This is a genomic window from Ensifer canadensis (genome assembly GCF_017488845.2).
Taxonomy (GTDB): domain Bacteria; phylum Pseudomonadota; class Alphaproteobacteria; order Rhizobiales; family Rhizobiaceae; genus Ensifer; species Ensifer canadensis.
Map to the genome: position 1 here is coordinate 1,070,722 of NZ_CP083370.1, position 13,708 is coordinate 1,084,429.

Annotated in this window: 17 protein-coding genes; 11 read left to right on the plus strand and 6 right to left on the minus strand. The window is 61.5% G+C overall.

The annotated features are described in order from the left end of the window. Positions 1 to 25: 25 nt before the first annotated feature. Positions 26 to 1,318, minus strand: coding sequence for a dihydroorotase (locus J3R84_RS05180; protein WP_025426618.1), 1,293 nt, complete (start codon positions 1,316 to 1,318; stop codon positions 26 to 28). Continuing rightward, the gene (locus J3R84_RS05185; RefSeq protein ID WP_025426619.1) at positions 1,315 to 2,256 is read right to left on the minus strand and encodes an aspartate carbamoyltransferase catalytic subunit; all 942 of its coding nucleotides are present in this window, start codon (positions 2,254 to 2,256) and stop codon (positions 1,315 to 1,317) included. The genes J3R84_RS05180 and J3R84_RS05185 overlap by 4 nt, the downstream gene beginning before the upstream one ends. Positions 2,257 to 2,413: 157 nt before the next feature. Between J3R84_RS05185 and J3R84_RS05190 the strand changes: the two genes are divergently transcribed. Further along, a complete protein-coding gene (locus J3R84_RS05190; RefSeq protein ID WP_025426620.1) occupies positions 2,414 to 4,066 on the plus strand; it encodes an acyl-CoA dehydrogenase family protein in 1,653 nt (550 codons plus the stop codon). On the opposite strand, the gene J3R84_RS05195 is transcribed toward J3R84_RS05190, so the two are convergent. Beyond that, positions 4,048 to 4,983, minus strand: coding sequence for an AEC family transporter (locus J3R84_RS05195; protein ID WP_203527276.1), 936 nt, complete (start codon positions 4,981 to 4,983; stop codon positions 4,048 to 4,050). The genes J3R84_RS05190 and J3R84_RS05195 overlap by 19 nt on opposite strands. 239 nt (positions 4,984 to 5,222) lie before the next feature. Between J3R84_RS05195 and J3R84_RS05200 the strand changes: the two genes are divergently transcribed. Together J3R84_RS05200 and J3R84_RS05205 are read left to right on the plus strand one after the other, a co-directional pair. Further along, complete coding sequence (locus J3R84_RS05200) at positions 5,223 to 5,378, plus strand: hypothetical protein (protein WP_156407888.1); 156 nt, start codon at positions 5,223 to 5,225, stop codon at positions 5,376 to 5,378. Then, on the plus strand, positions 5,375 to 5,719 hold the full coding sequence (locus J3R84_RS05205; protein ID WP_025426622.1) for a DUF6105 family protein: 345 nt from the start codon (positions 5,375 to 5,377) through the stop codon (positions 5,717 to 5,719). The genes J3R84_RS05200 and J3R84_RS05205 overlap by 4 nt, the downstream gene beginning before the upstream one ends. Here J3R84_RS05205 and ruvX read toward each other — a convergent pair. Continuing rightward, a complete protein-coding gene (gene ruvX, locus J3R84_RS05210) occupies positions 5,662 to 6,150 on the minus strand; it encodes a Holliday junction resolvase RuvX (RefSeq protein WP_025426623.1) in 489 nt (162 codons plus the stop codon). The two genes, J3R84_RS05205 and ruvX, sit on opposite strands and share 58 nt — an antisense overlap. 82 nt (positions 6,151 to 6,232) lie before the next feature. Here ruvX and J3R84_RS05215 point away from each other — a divergent pair, with 82 nt between their 5' ends. From J3R84_RS05215 to J3R84_RS05230, 4 genes are all read left to right on the plus strand, one after another. Next, entirely contained in the window at positions 6,233 to 6,937 is a 705-nt protein-coding gene (locus J3R84_RS05215) for a metal-dependent hydrolase (protein ID WP_025426624.1), read from the plus strand. A gap of 110 nt (positions 6,938 to 7,047) precedes the next feature. After that, a complete protein-coding gene (gene gatC / locus J3R84_RS05220; protein ID WP_025426625.1) occupies positions 7,048 to 7,335 on the plus strand; it encodes an Asp-tRNA(Asn)/Glu-tRNA(Gln) amidotransferase subunit GatC in 288 nt (95 codons plus the stop codon). Between the two features lie 70 nt (positions 7,336 to 7,405). Further along, positions 7,406 to 8,887, plus strand: coding sequence for an Asp-tRNA(Asn)/Glu-tRNA(Gln) amidotransferase subunit GatA (gatA, locus tag J3R84_RS05225; protein ID WP_025426626.1), 1,482 nt, complete (start codon positions 7,406 to 7,408; stop codon positions 8,885 to 8,887). Positions 8,888 to 9,014: 127 nt separating this feature from the next. Beyond that, on the plus strand, positions 9,015 to 9,518 hold the full coding sequence (locus J3R84_RS05230; RefSeq protein WP_025426627.1) for a GNAT family N-acetyltransferase: 504 nt from the start codon (positions 9,015 to 9,017) through the stop codon (positions 9,516 to 9,518). An 89-nt stretch (positions 9,519 to 9,607) separates the two neighbouring features. Here the strand turns inward: J3R84_RS05230 and J3R84_RS05235 are convergent, their stop codons facing one another. After that, positions 9,608 to 9,862 (minus strand): YjhX family toxin, encoded by a 255-nt coding sequence (locus tag J3R84_RS05235; protein ID WP_025426628.1) that lies wholly within the window; start codon positions 9,860 to 9,862, stop codon positions 9,608 to 9,610. Between the two features lie 173 nt (positions 9,863 to 10,035). Further along, a complete protein-coding gene (locus tag J3R84_RS05240) occupies positions 10,036 to 10,347 on the minus strand; it encodes a DUF1294 domain-containing protein (RefSeq protein ID WP_025426629.1) in 312 nt (103 codons plus the stop codon). A gap of 149 nt (positions 10,348 to 10,496) precedes the next feature. On the opposite strand from J3R84_RS05240, the gene gatB reads away from it, so the two are divergent. From gatB to J3R84_RS05260, 4 genes are all read left to right on the plus strand, one after another. Continuing rightward, on the plus strand, positions 10,497 to 11,999 hold the full coding sequence (gene gatB, locus J3R84_RS05245) for an Asp-tRNA(Asn)/Glu-tRNA(Gln) amidotransferase subunit GatB (RefSeq protein ID WP_025426630.1): 1,503 nt from the start codon (positions 10,497 to 10,499) through the stop codon (positions 11,997 to 11,999). 3 nt (positions 12,000 to 12,002) lie between these two features. After that, positions 12,003 to 12,500, plus strand: a complete 498-nt coding sequence (locus J3R84_RS05250; RefSeq protein ID WP_025426631.1) for a GNAT family N-acetyltransferase — start codon at positions 12,003 to 12,005, stop codon at positions 12,498 to 12,500. A gap of 133 nt (positions 12,501 to 12,633) precedes the next feature. Next, the gene (locus J3R84_RS05255; protein ID WP_025426632.1) at positions 12,634 to 13,104 is read left to right on the plus strand and encodes a GNAT family N-acetyltransferase; all 471 of its coding nucleotides are present in this window, start codon (positions 12,634 to 12,636) and stop codon (positions 13,102 to 13,104) included. A 108-nt stretch (positions 13,105 to 13,212) separates the two neighbouring features. Next, complete coding sequence (locus J3R84_RS05260) at positions 13,213 to 13,608, plus strand: NADH:ubiquinone oxidoreductase subunit NDUFA12 (protein WP_025426633.1); 396 nt, start codon at positions 13,213 to 13,215, stop codon at positions 13,606 to 13,608. The last annotated feature ends 100 nt before the right edge of the window (positions 13,609 to 13,708 follow it).

Here is a 13,708-nt window from a genome sequence, read left to right on the forward strand (position 1 = left end):
ATTCCTCCCGCGCGACTGCTGTCGCTTATGCCGAATGCACAAGCTTGCCGGCAACATAGGTTTGCACAACCCGTCCGGTAAAGCGCGCATTTTCGAATGGCGTGTTCTTCGATCGTGAAACGATCGCTTCCTTGTAGAGGACCCAAGGCTCTTCGAGATCGATGACGGTGATGTCGGCCTTGGCACCCGGCTTCAGCGAGCCGGCATCAAGCCCGAAGATCGCCGCCGGACGCGTCGACATCGCGTCGATGAGGCGCATCAGCGGAACCTGGCCGCTGTTATGCAGGCGAAGCGCTGCGGCTAGCATCGTCTCGAGCCCGATCGCGCCATTTTCCGCGTCGGAGAAGGGCAGGCGCTTGGTGTCGACATCCTGCGGATCATGCGAGGAAACGATGATGTCGATGGTGCCGTTGGCAAGAGCTTCCGCCATCGCGACGCGGTCGTCCTCGCGGCGCAGCGGCGGCGAGAGCTTGAAGAAGGTCCGGTATTCACCGATGTCGTTCTCGTTGAGCGTCAGATGGTTGATAGAGATGCCGCAGGTGACGTTGGCGCCGCGGTTGCGGGCGGTCAGAACGGCTTCGGCGGATTCGGGAACCGAGATGTTGGCGGCGTGGTAGGCGGCCTTGGTGAGGCCGGCGATACGCAGGTCGCGCTCGAGCGGGATGATTTCCGCCTCGCGCGGCACACCGGCAAGACCGAGCCAGCTGGCAAGCAGGCCCTCGTTCATCACGCCGTTGGCGCCGAGATACTTGTCGCGCGTTTCGAGCGCGATCACCGCGCCGAACTCGCGGGCATAGGTCATGGCGCGGCGCAGCATCAGCGTATCGTGAATCGCCTTGCGTCCGTTGGTGAAGCAGACCGCACCTGCCTCCCGCAGCAGACCGAACTCGGTCATCTCTTCGCCGGCGAGACCCTTGGTCATCGCGGCCGCCGGATAGACATTGACGAGCGCCTTGTCGCGGGCCGTCTTCTGCATGAATTCGACAAGCGCGATGTCGTCGATGACAGGATCCGTGTCCGGCATCGAAATGAAGGAGGTCACACCGCCGACGGCTGCTGCGCGCGAAGCCGATTCGATCGTTTCGCGGTGCTCGGCGCCCGGCTCGCCGACGAAGACGCGCGCGTCGACGAGGCCCGGAACGGCCGTTAGTCCGTCGCAATCCTTGACGAAGGCGCCAACAGGCGTTCCCTGATTGAGGGCATCCTTGCCTGCGGCCAGGATACGGCCATCATCACCGACGATGATCGTGCCGGTTTCGTCGAGGTTGCGGGACGGATCGACGATGCGAAGGTTCCTAAGAACGAGCGGTCTGGTCATACGCGCGGCCCCTGGTTCTGCGAAAGAAGAAGCGTTTCCATCACCGCCATGCGCACGGCGACACCCATTTCAACCTGCTGCTCGATTACGCTCTGCGGCCCATCGGCGATTTCGGACGCGATCTCGACGCCGCGGTTCATTGGGCCCGGGTGCATGACGAGCGCGTCGTCCTTGGCTGCCTTGAGCTTTTCGGCATCGAGGCCGTAGTAGTGGAAATATTCGCGCACCGAAGGCACGAAGGAGCCGGCCATGCGCTCGCGCTGCAGGCGCAGCATCATCACCACATCTGCATCCTTCAGTCCCTCGGCCATCGAGTGGTAGACCTCAACGCCCATGTCGGCGATCCCAGAGGGAAGCAGCGTTGCCGGTGCGACGACCCGCACCCTCGCGCCCATCTGGTTGAGCAGAAGGATGTTGGAGCGGGCGACACGCGAATGCAGCACGTCGCCGCAGATCGCCACGATGATGCGCGAGAGCTTGCCCTTGATGCGGCGGATCGTCAGTGCATCGAGCAGGGCCTGGGTCGGATGTTCGTGCTGGCCATCGCCGGCATTGACCACGGAGCAGGAAACCTTGTGGGCCAGAAGTGCGGCCGCACCCGCGGACGAATGGCGCACGACCAGCACGTCGGGGTGCATGGCGTTGAGCGTCATCGCCGTATCGATCAGCGTTTCGCCCTTTTTCACCGACGAGTTGCCGACCGACATGTTCATCACGTCGGCGCCGAGCCGTTTGCCCGCTAGCTCGAAGGAGGATTGCGTCCTGGTGGACGCTTCAAAGAAGAGATTGATCTGCGTCATCCCTCGAAGGGTGGACGTCTTCTTCTCTCTCTGACGGGAGATCTTGACGGCTTCATCGGCACGATCGAGCAGGTAGGTGATATCCTGCTCCGTAAGACCTTTGATGCCGAGCAGGTGGCGATGCGGGAAAGTGGTCATGGGCCGCCCTTGCGCTCTGGAATGTGGCTCGCTCTATAAGACGTGACCCCCGGCACGGCAAGCGTTGCGCGGGCCCTTCCGCAGAAAACTTGGGTGCGGCATCCTATCTTTCCCTGGCCCCGTTTCGTGGTCGGCAAAGTTGCGCTAGAACCGGCCCATGAATCAGATGAACCGGACCGAACAGAAACTCGCCGAGCTGAACCAGCCCAAGCCCTGGTCCGGCATCAATGCCTATCGTTCCGATCCGCTGGTCGTGGACATCACGTCGGGCATGCCGAAGGCCCTGCGCGACGAGTTCGGTACGCTCGGGCGCTACGTGACCTCGCCGGAGGCGCAGGAACTCGCGCGCATGGCGAACGAAGGCGTACCGAAGCTGAAGACGCATGGCCCACGCGGCGAGCGCCTCGATGTCGTCGAGTTCCATCCGGCCTGGCATGCGCTGATGCGACGCTCCATGACCTCGGGCCTGCACGCATCCGCCTGGGAGAACCTGCCTGACGAGCGCAATCAGTCGCACAAGACGCGGGCGATCCGTTTCTACCTGACGGCCCAGCTGGAATGCGGCCATCTTTGCCCGCTGACGATGACAAGTGCATCGCTTGCCGCGATCACCGCCTCGCCCGCCGTGCAGAAGGAATGGGCGCCGAAGATCCTGTCGCGCAAATACGATTCGTCCAACAAGCCGTGGATGCAGAAGTCTGCCGTTACCGTCGGCATGGGCATGACGGAAAAGCAGGGCGGCACCGATGTGCGCGCCAACACTTCGACCGCAGAGCGTGTCGGCGAGGGTATCTACCGCCTGAACGGCCACAAGTGGTTCATGTCGGCGCCGATGAGCGACGCCTTCGTCATGCTGGCGCAGACCCGCGACGGGCTCGGCTGCTTCCTTGTACCGAGGCTGCTTGAAGACGGGAGCGCCAACGGCCTGCGCTTCCAACGCCTGAAGGACAAGCTCGGCAACCGCTCCAACGCATCCTCCGAAGTCGAGTTTTCCGACACATTCGGTTTCGTGCTCGGCGCGCCCGATGCCGGTATCCGCACTATTCTCGACATGGTGACGCTGACGCGTCTCGATTGCGCGCTGGCGTCCGCCGGCATCATGCGGGCATCGCTCGCCGAGGCCGTCCACCACACGCGTGGCCGCAAGGTTTTCGGCAAGCCGCTCGTCGGCCAGCCGATGATGACCCGGGTCCTCGCCGATATGGCGCTCGACGTCGCCGCCGCCAGTGCCCTGTCGTTCCGCCTCGCCGATGCCTTCGACAAGGCGCACGGCAGTGCCGAAGAGGCGGCCTATGCGCGCATCATGACGCCGGTCGCAAAATACTGGTGCTGCAAGATCGCCCCGGCGCTGATCTATGAAGCGATGGAATGCCTCGGTGGCAACGGCTACGTCGAAGAGCGGGCGCTGGCGCGGCATTATCGCGAGGCGCCGGTCAACGCGATCTGGGAAGGCTCGGGCAACGTCATGGCGCTGGATGTGCTTCGCGTTCTGCTTAAGCGCAAGGATCTCTTCGAACAGCTGTTTGCCGTGCTGAGCCGCGATCTCGGGCCTGCCGGTCGCAAGACGATCGACGTGCTGCGTGCGGCGATGTCGCTCTGCGAGCGCGACGAAGGGGCCGCCCGCATGCTGGTCGAGCAACTGGCTCTGGCAGCGGCGGCTGCCGAACTCTATCGGCTCGGGGCCGGCCGCATCGCCGACGCCTTCCTCGAATCGCGCCTTGCCGCCGGCTGGCGGTCCACCTACGGCATGCTCGATTCGCGCTTCGATTCGGCCTACATCCTCGACCTGCTCTATCCGGCCGCCACATAGGCGGTCACCGACAGCACCAGCGGGATCGTGAAGAAGGAGACGACGGTCTGAACCGTCGCCACCGCCGCGTAGAGCTCTGCGTCGCCGCCCATCTGTTTGGCGAGCAGATAGCCGTTCATCGCGGTCGGAACGGCAGCGCCGAGCGCAATGACGCACAACGCATCGCCGCGGATGCCGAGCAGGAAGCTGGCACCCACCATGAACACCGGCATCGTGATCAGCTTCAGGAAGACTGCCAACATCGCCGATCCACTCGGCTTCAGTGCGTCCGACACCCGCAATCCGGCACCGACCATAACGAGCCCGAGGCTGAGCGAGGCGCTTGCCAGCATGTCGATGGTCGTCATCACCGGCCCGTAGACAGTTATGCCCATCCGGTTGAACACGATGCCCAGCACCGATGCGACGATTAACGGATTGGTAGCGATCTTGGCAAAGAAACGCCGGAAATCCCGGTTGCCGCCCCCGAACCAAACCAGCACGCCGACGTTGTAGAGATTGATCGGGATGATCACGAGGGTCATCACCAGCGCCGTCAGCGTCAGCCCGATCGGTCCATAGAGTTTCTGTGCGATCGCCAGTGCCATGAAGCCGTTCCACCGCGTCGCCGTCTGGAAGACCGAGGTGAAGGAGGCGCCCGAAACCTCTCTGTTTCGAAACAGCGGCCAGAGGAAGAGGACAAAGATCGACATCAGGCTGACACTGCCGATCGTGGCGATCGCCCTGGCGTCCGCCTTCATGCCGGAAAAATCGGCCTGGGCCAGCGTGGAGAACAAGAGGGCGGGGAAGAGAATGTAATAGCCGAACTGTTCGAGGCCCAGCCAAAGGTTCTGATCGACCAGCGTCGTGCGTTTCAGCCATGCGCCGAGCAGCACCAGAAGGAAGATGGGAAGGATACTTTCAAAGACGATGATCATGACGGGGCCTGAGCGGGAGAGGAGCCCACCGTTACTGCATAATCCCTCGAGCCGGAATCAATTTAAGACGAAATCGCGCCGTGCGTTTCAAGCTTTGCAGCGCCTTGGCGGGTCGGGCTGGCTGCAGTCGGACAGGAGCCTGTGAAAATTAACCTTAACAAGTGGTTTACATTGCGTGACCGCCGGCGAGCGTGGACAGTGGTTGGGTAACGCAAAGAGATCCGGAAGGGAGCGGTTCGGTGAGAACTGGTCTTTTGATCATCATGATGATGTTTTTCGCCGGACTGGCGCTCGATATCGTGGTTCCCGCAATGGTTCTGCTTGCCTTGGTACTGGCAGACCGCGCGATCTATCCATTGTTCTATCGACGCATATCGGAAAGGGGGGCCGCATGAAGTGGTTTCTGATCCTGTGGGCATGCCCCGTCATGTTTTTGGCCGCCTGGTACGGCCTTTCCTACTACGACATGAGCTTCGGATTCTTCATGCTGACGCGCCAGACCCATGACCTGGTCTTCCAGGTCTACGGCAACGTGCTCGGCATTCCGCCGGAAAGCATTCCGCCGCTCGTCGCCCGCGCCATCATTGTCGACAGCTTCATCGTTTTCGGCATCATCGCCTTCCGCAAGCGTCGTGAGCTTGCAGTCTGGTATCGCCGCTGCTTTGGTGCAGTGGCCGCTCAGTCGGCCGAAGCGCCGTCCCTGGCAAGGGACGCCAGCCTGTCGAGCGCCCCTTGAAGAATGAAGGATGCGGCAGCCGAGTCGATGCGCTCGGCCCGCTTCTTGCGTGATACGTCCATTTCAATCAGCACCCGTTCGGCCGCGACGGTCGAAAGCCGCTCATCCCAGTAGACGAAGGGCAGGGGCGTCTTCTCGACCATGTTTCGCACGAAAGCGCGGGTCGCCTGACACCGGGGCCCTTCGCTGCCGTCCATGTTGACCGGCAGGCCGATGATAAGGGCCGCAACCCGTTCCTTCTCGGCCACTGCCAGAAGCGTCACCGCATCGATGCCGAATTTGACCCGCCGGATCACCTCGCGCGGCGTTGCGATCCGGCGTCCAAGGTCGGACACCGAGATGCCGATCGTCTTGGTGCCGAGATCGAGGCCGGCGATGGCCTGGTTGGGCTGAAGCTGGCTCGCGAGCTCTTCGATGGTCAGAATTGTCATTTGATTTGCCGATTCGATCTTTGCAGGTGTTCGATCCGTTCCATATAGCTGGTCCAAGGCGCAAATCATCTGGGAGAATGTCATGAAGATCAAATGGCTCGGCCATTCCGCTTTCCACATCGAAACGGCAACGTCGAAGATCCTGATCGATCCCTTCTTCACCGGCAACCCGGCCTTCCTCGACAGCGAGCGCAAGGAGGTGACGACCGGGCTCACCCATATTCTGCTGACGCACGGTCATGGCGATCATGTCGGCGACACCGTCGCAATCGCCAAGGAAACGGGAGCCGTGGTCGTTGCGAACTTCGATCTCTGCATGTGGCTTGGGCGCCAGGGCGTTTCGGCGATGGAGCCGGGCAACACCGGCGGCACCATTCATCTCGCCGGCTTTTCCGCCACTTTCGTCAATGCGCTGCATTCTTCGGCACAGATTACCGAAGACGGCGTTTCGCATTCGCTCGGCAGTGCTAACGGCCTCGTTCTGCATTTCGAGGATGAACCGACGCTCTACCATATGGGCGACACGGACATCTTTTCGGACATGGCTCTGGTAGAGGAATTGCACCAGCCGGAGATCGGCCTCGTTCCAATCGGCGACCGGTTCACCATGGGAGGCGCCGTGGCCGCACTTGCCTGCCAGCGCTATTTCAAGTTCTCGACCGCCATTCCCTGCCACTACGGATCCTTCCCGATCATCGATCAGACGCCGGAAAACTTCGTCGTCGGCATGGACAGCGCCTCGACCAAAGTGGCAACACCGGCCGTCGGTGGCGTAGTGACCGTCTGACGGCGAAGGCCGTCAGCACCGCGGCAGGCGAGCGATCGGGCGATTCCCCCGTTGCGCGCCTCGCCGCGCACCATTATAGCGGGGGAAAGTTCCAGATACCGGAGACGACCATGTCCGTAGACCTTGCCACCGTGAAGCGCGTCGCGCGCCTCGCCCGCATCGCCGTCAGTGAAGATGAAGCCACGCGAATGGTGGGCGAAATCAACGGCATCCTTGGTTTCGTCGAGCAACTCTCCGAAGTGAATGTCGATGGCGTAGAACCGATGACGTCGGTGACGCCGATGGACATGAAGAAGCGCCTTGACGTCGTGTCCGATGGCAGCAAGGCCGACGATATCGTTGCCAATGCTCCCAATACCGATCGCAACTTTTTCCTCGTCCCGAAGGTCGTCGAATAATCCGACCACCTGCCGCCCCGGCGTCCCTGATTGCGCCCGGCGTCCCTGATTGCGAAAGTCCGATTTCATCATGACCGAACTCACCAGCCTTACGATCGCCGAAGCCCGCACCAAGCTTGTCGCCAAGGAAATCACCGCCGTTGAACTGACCGACGCCTATATCGCGGCGATCGATTCCGCCAATGAAGCGATCAATGCCTATATCGCCGTCACGCCGGACAAGGCGCGCGAAATGGCCAAGGCATCGGACGCGCGCATCGCGGCCGGCAAGGCCGGCGCGCTCGAAGGCATTCCGCTGGGCATCAAGGATCTGTTCGGTACCGAAGGCGTGCACACGCAGGCCTGCAGCCACATTCTCGATGGTTTCGCCCCGCGCTACGAATCGACCGTGACCCAGAACCTCTGGAACGACGGCGCCGTGATGCTCGGCAAGCTCAACATGGACGAGTTCGCCATGGGCTCCTCCAACGAAACCTCTTACTACGGTGCCGTGAAGAACCCCTGGCGCGCCAAGGGCTCCAACCTCGATCTGGTCCCGGGCGGCTCGTCGGGCGGCTCGGCCGCTGCCGTCGCCGCGCATCTGTGCGCCGGTGCGACCGCAACCGATACCGGTGGCTCCATCCGTCAGCCGGCCGCCTTCACCGGCACCGTCGGCATCAAGCCGACCTATGGCCGCTGCTCGCGCTGGGGCGTCGTCGCCTTTGCGTCGTCGCTCGATCAGGCCGGCCCGATTGCCCGTGACGTGCGCGACGCCGCGATCCTTCTGAAGTCGATGGCAAGCGTCGACGCCAAGGACACGACCTCCGTCGATCTGCCGGTGCCGAACTACGAAGCTTCGATCGGACAGTCGATCAAGGGCATGAAGATCGGTATTCCGCGCGAATACCGGGTAGACGGCATGCCGGAAGAGATCGAAGCCCTGTGGCAGCAGGGTATCGCCTGGCTTAAGGATGCCGGTGCCGAGATCGTCGACATCACGCTTCCGCACACCAAATACGCGCTGCCGGCTTACTACATCGTCGCTCCGGCCGAAGCGTCTTCGAATCTTGCCCGCTACGATGGCGTCCGCTACGGCCTGCGCGTCGACGGCAAGGACATCGTCGACATGTACGAGAAGACCCGCGCAGCCGGCTTCGGCCAGGAGGTCAAGCGCCGCATCATGATCGGCACCTATGTGCTTTCTGCCGGCTATTACGACGCCTACTACCTGCGCGCCCAGAAGGTTCGCACGTTGATCAAGCGCGACTTTGAACTCGCTTTCCATGCGGGCGTCGACGCGATCCTGACGCCGGCGACACCGTCCTCCGCGTTCGGCATCGCCGACGAGGATCTCGCATCGGATCCGGTCAAGATGTACCTCAACGACATCTTTACGGTGACGGTCAACATGGCCGGCCTGCCGGGCATCGCCGTTCCCGGCGGCGTCGATCACAAGGGCCTGCCGCTTGGTCTGCAACTGATCGGCAAGCCGTTCGAGGAAGAGACCCTCTTCAAGACCGCCCATGTGATCGAGCAGGCAGCCGGTCGTTTCGCGCCCACCAAGTGGTGGTAAAACGCTAACGGCGCAGCACCGCAAGCGTGCTGCGCCGCGATCGCCGCGACTGGTGTGTCAGCCAGCGTCCTTGACGCGTCACACATGACGCGCGACGCTTCAGTGACGCGGAGAGGGGGGCCGCGCCATGCCCGTGATCCGTCATGCTCGAGAGGATGAGGTTGGTGCTCTCACGGCCGTAGGCCTTCGCGCCTGGGAAGGGGCGATTGTCGGCCTTGCCGATGTCGGTCGGATGAGGCGCCTGGCGGAGAACGCCTTTGGCGATTTTCTTGCCAATCATTGGCTCTCCGTTTCGCTGATCGAAGTTGATGGCCGGCCGCGTGGCTGGGCCGCTCGCGAGAACTTCGACGAGATGATCTCCGATCTGTGGATCGAGCCGGAAGCCCAGAGGCGGGGGCTCGGCGGTCGTCTGCTCGCCGACATTGAGCTTCGCATCTCAAACGACGGCTTCGACGCAGCGAAAACCAAGACGCACGCCAAGAACACAGCAGCCATCGGCTTCTTCCGCAAACACGGCTACGGGGTCACCTGGCTGTCGACCTCCTATGCGCCCAAGCTTGATCGCGATGTCGAGTACATCGGGCTGGGCAAGCCGCTTGCTGTTACCGATCTCGGCCTTTACGGCCGCTAGGTGATAAGAGATACGATCCCTAATCGCGGCATACCGTAAGGGCTGGAGAAAATGCCGGGCGATACCCGGCATCCTCATGGTTTCGCCGATCAGCGATTGTTGAGTTCCGACCGGACCAGGCGCAAGCCCCGCTCGGTGATGCGATAGGGTTTGCCGGCCGATGACGAGATCGCTTTCTTGCGCTTCAGCTTGCGGAAGAGTTCGAGGTCGAAGCCCGGATAGACCCATCCGTCGCGCGTGAAGCATCTGATGTCGATGATCGTCTTGTCGTCGCGGGTAATTTCGATACGGCCGCCTTGGGCCAAATGATGAAGAATGCGCTGCTCAGCGCGTGAGATATCCATATCTGAATGTTCCGGAATAGCGTTCGTGAGAACGCAGAAAAACGTTCCGCAAATCTTGGGAAAAGCGGGGTTACGTTTCCGGCCCGTGCGCGCAATCTATGAGAAAGCGGGCAGGGGCCCTTACCGGGACTCAGACGATGTGAACATCAAAACTCCATTCGAACGAACGCTTCCTAGAAGAGACCGACGAAAGCGTCAATATATCCGCTCGCAAAGATTGCGCAGGCAACCGCCACAATCATCTGGAACAGGACGATCAGAATGAGATGTGTTCGAAACGGCTCCTTGCGTGTCTTGTGCCTGAAGACCTGGCGACCGGCCATCGCACCGATGCTGCCGCCGAAAAATGCCGATTGCAGCAACGTCCGCTCGCTGATGCGGCGCCAGCCTGATCGCGCCGCGTGCTTGTCGTACCAGAATTGGCAGAAGCTCGTGATGTTGATCGCGACAAGGAAACACAGGAGACTGGCAGCGGTGAGGGCCATGTCCACCTTTTGCCATAGCGACCGCTAAGCGGCGGTTAAACCGTGCGCCACGTCATCGCGGGGCGGCTGATCGCGCCTAACAACTTGCACCATTGCGGCAATTGCTCTACCGAGAAACCAAGAATTCAGGCTTCAAAGAAGAGCATGATATGAGCATTGTCGACGTCCGCACTCCCGATTCCAAACGCTTCATCCCTGGCGCCACTGGCGACTGGGAGGTTATCATCGGCATGGAGGTCCATGCCCAGGTGCTTTCCAATTCGAAGCTGTTCTCGGGTGCATCGACCGAATTCGGCAAGCCGGCGAACGCCAACGTGTCGCTTGTCGATGCGGCCATGCCTGGCATGCTGCCCGTCATCAACGAGGAATGCGTCAGGCAGGCGGTCCGCACCGGCCTCGGTCTCAAGGCCGTGATCAACAACCGCTCGATCTTCGACCGCAAAAACTACTTCTATCCCGACCTGCCGCAGGGCTATCAGATCTCGCAGTTCAAGGATCCGATCGTCGGCGAAGGCAAGATCATCATTTCCGTCGGGCCTGATCGCCAGGGCCAGTTCGAAGACGTCGAGATCGGCATCGAGCGCCTGCATCTCGAGCAGGATGCCGGCAAGTCGATGCACGACCAGCATCCGTCGATGTCCTATGTCGACCTCAACCGCTCCGGCGTGGCGCTGATGGAAATCGTCTCAAAGCCCGACATGCGGTCGTCCGACGAGGCCAAGGCCTACATGACCAAGCTGCGTTCGATCGTGCGATACCTCGGCACCTGTGACGGCAACATGGACGAAGGTTCGATGCGCGCCGACGTCAACGTTTCGGTCCGTCGCCCCGGCGAAGGTTTTGGCACGCGCTGCGAAATCAAGAACGTCAACTCCATCCGCTTCATCGGTCAGGCGATCGAATATGAAGCGCGCCGTCAGATCGGAATTCTGGAAGACGGCGGCTCTATCGACCAGGAAACGCGCCTGTTCGACCCGAACAAGGGCGAGACACGCTCCATGCGGTCCAAGGAAGACGCGCACGACTATCGCTACTTCCCGGACCCGGACCTGCTGCCGCTCGAATTCGACCAGGCCTTCGTCGATGCGCTGAAAGCCGACCTGCCGGAACTGCCTGACGACAAGAAGGAACGCTTTGTCAGCGCCATGGGCCTGTCGGTCTATGACGCCTCGGTGCTCGTTTCCGAAAAGTCGATTGCCGACTATTTCGAGGCTGTGGCCGAAGGCCGTGACGGCAAGATCGCTGCAAACTGGGTCATCAACGACTTGCTCGGCGCCTTGAACAAAGCCGGCAAAGCTATTGAAGAGACTCCGGTTTCCCCTGCCCAGCTCGGCGGCATCATCGATCTCATCAAGGCGGAGACGATTTCCGGCAAGATCGCCAAGGACCTCTTCGAAATCGTCTGGAACGAAGGCGGAAATCCTGCCGAGATCGTTGAAGCGCGTGGCATGAAGCAGGTAACAGACACCGGCGCCATCGAGAAGGCGGTCGACGAGATCATCGCCGCCAACCCGGACCAGGTTGCCAAGGTGCAGGCAAAGCCTTCGCTCGCTGGCTGGTTCGTCGGCCAGGTGATGAAGTCGACCGGCGGCAAGGCTAATCCGCAGGCCGTTCAGGCACTGGTCAAGGCCAAGCTCGGCATCGAGGAATAAACGATGTTCTTCGTCCGCACGGCGAGCGAGCGCGATCTGGAAAAGGTTCGCGCGCTGCTCGTCGAGACGTGGCACGCGACCTATGACACCTTCTATGGCGTCGAGAAGGTCAACGAACTGACGGGCCGCTGGCATTCGCTACCGGCGCTCAAGGTCCGGCTAGAGCGCAAGGACGCGGAATTCCTGGTTGCCGACGATGGTCGCAGCATTGGCGGCATGGGCTATGCGTCCATGTCAGATACGTTGAAGAAGACCGTGGTGCTCCACCAGCTTTACGTCCTGCCGAAACTGCAGAGGCAGGGCATCGGCCGCGACATTTTCGCCGAACTCGAAACCTGCTTCCCGGATGCCGAGCGCATGCGGGTCGAGGTCGAGCCGCAGAACCTTCATGCCCTCGCATTCTACCGGACTCACGGCTTTTCCGAAGTCGGTCAAACCAGCGATTGCGGCGACGACCAGTCGGGGCTTCTGGCACTCATCCTCGAAAAACCGTTGGTCTGACGCCGTCGTTCCTCTGAGGTTAGCGGCCGTCGCCTTCCTCCGGGGAAGATCGCGCGGTTAGGGTTGGCTGTCGCGAAACGCTAGCCTTCTGATGATTGATGCTCGGTGCTGATGGTGACGCCCGGAGGAAAACATGCACGCGCTGACTGACTTGGATATCCGCAAGGCCGAGCGGGCTGATCTACCGGCGATCATCGCGCTCTTTGCCGCCGACGACGTTGGCGGACACGGTGACACGGTCGAGCCGGAGGCTTTCGACGACTATCTCGCGGCCTTCGCGCGCATCGAGGCATCACCGCTTCAAACCCTTTATGTCGCCCGCCTCGGTGAAGAAGTGGTCGGCACTTTCCAGGCAACATTATTGACCTCGCTTCCTGGACGCGGCCGGCCAAGACTGCTGATCGAGGCCGTGCAAACCCGTAAAGACATGCGCGGCCGTGGCATAGGCGCACGCATGATACGTCATGCGATCGAGCGTGCGCGCGAGGAGGGGGCAGCAAAGGTCCAGCTCTCCTCTAATGCGACGCGCACCGACGCGCATCGCTTCTACGAACGTCTCGGTTTTGTACGCAGCCATTTCGGGTTCCACATGCCGCTGAAATGACTGTGTTTGCCTCGGAATCACTGGACAAGCCTGGAGTGGCGGGGCATAAGCGGGGACATAGTTTTGGTATCCGGCCGCCTTCCCAACGGTCGGTTGAGGACGGCATCCATGAAGCTCCTGCTGCAGATTTTCACCTGGTGGAACCAACAGACGATCGGAACGCGGTTTCATACCTGGCGTAACGGTCAACGTGTCGGCGAAGACGAGCTCGGCAACGTCTATTATCAGGGCGGTAAGGACTCCGAAGGCCGGACGCGCCGTTGGGTGATTTACAACGGTTATGCCGAAGCCTCTGCTATTCCGGCCGGCTGGCACGGCTGGATGCATCACCGCACCGACGTTTCGCCGGCTGACGAAAAATACGTCGCTCGCGAGTGGCAGAAGCCACATCGTCCGAACCCGACTGGTACGGCCAACGCTTACCGGCCGCAGGGTTCGATCGCCGGTACCGGTGCGCGTCCGCGCGTAACGGGTGATTATGACGCCTGGACGCCGGGCTCCTGAGACGCTTGTCGTCGGACAAGGCGCGCCGCCCGCGAAATGGTCCGATGACCACGGGGCGGCCACATTTCATGTTTAGCGCCTGATATCCATCAACGGTGAA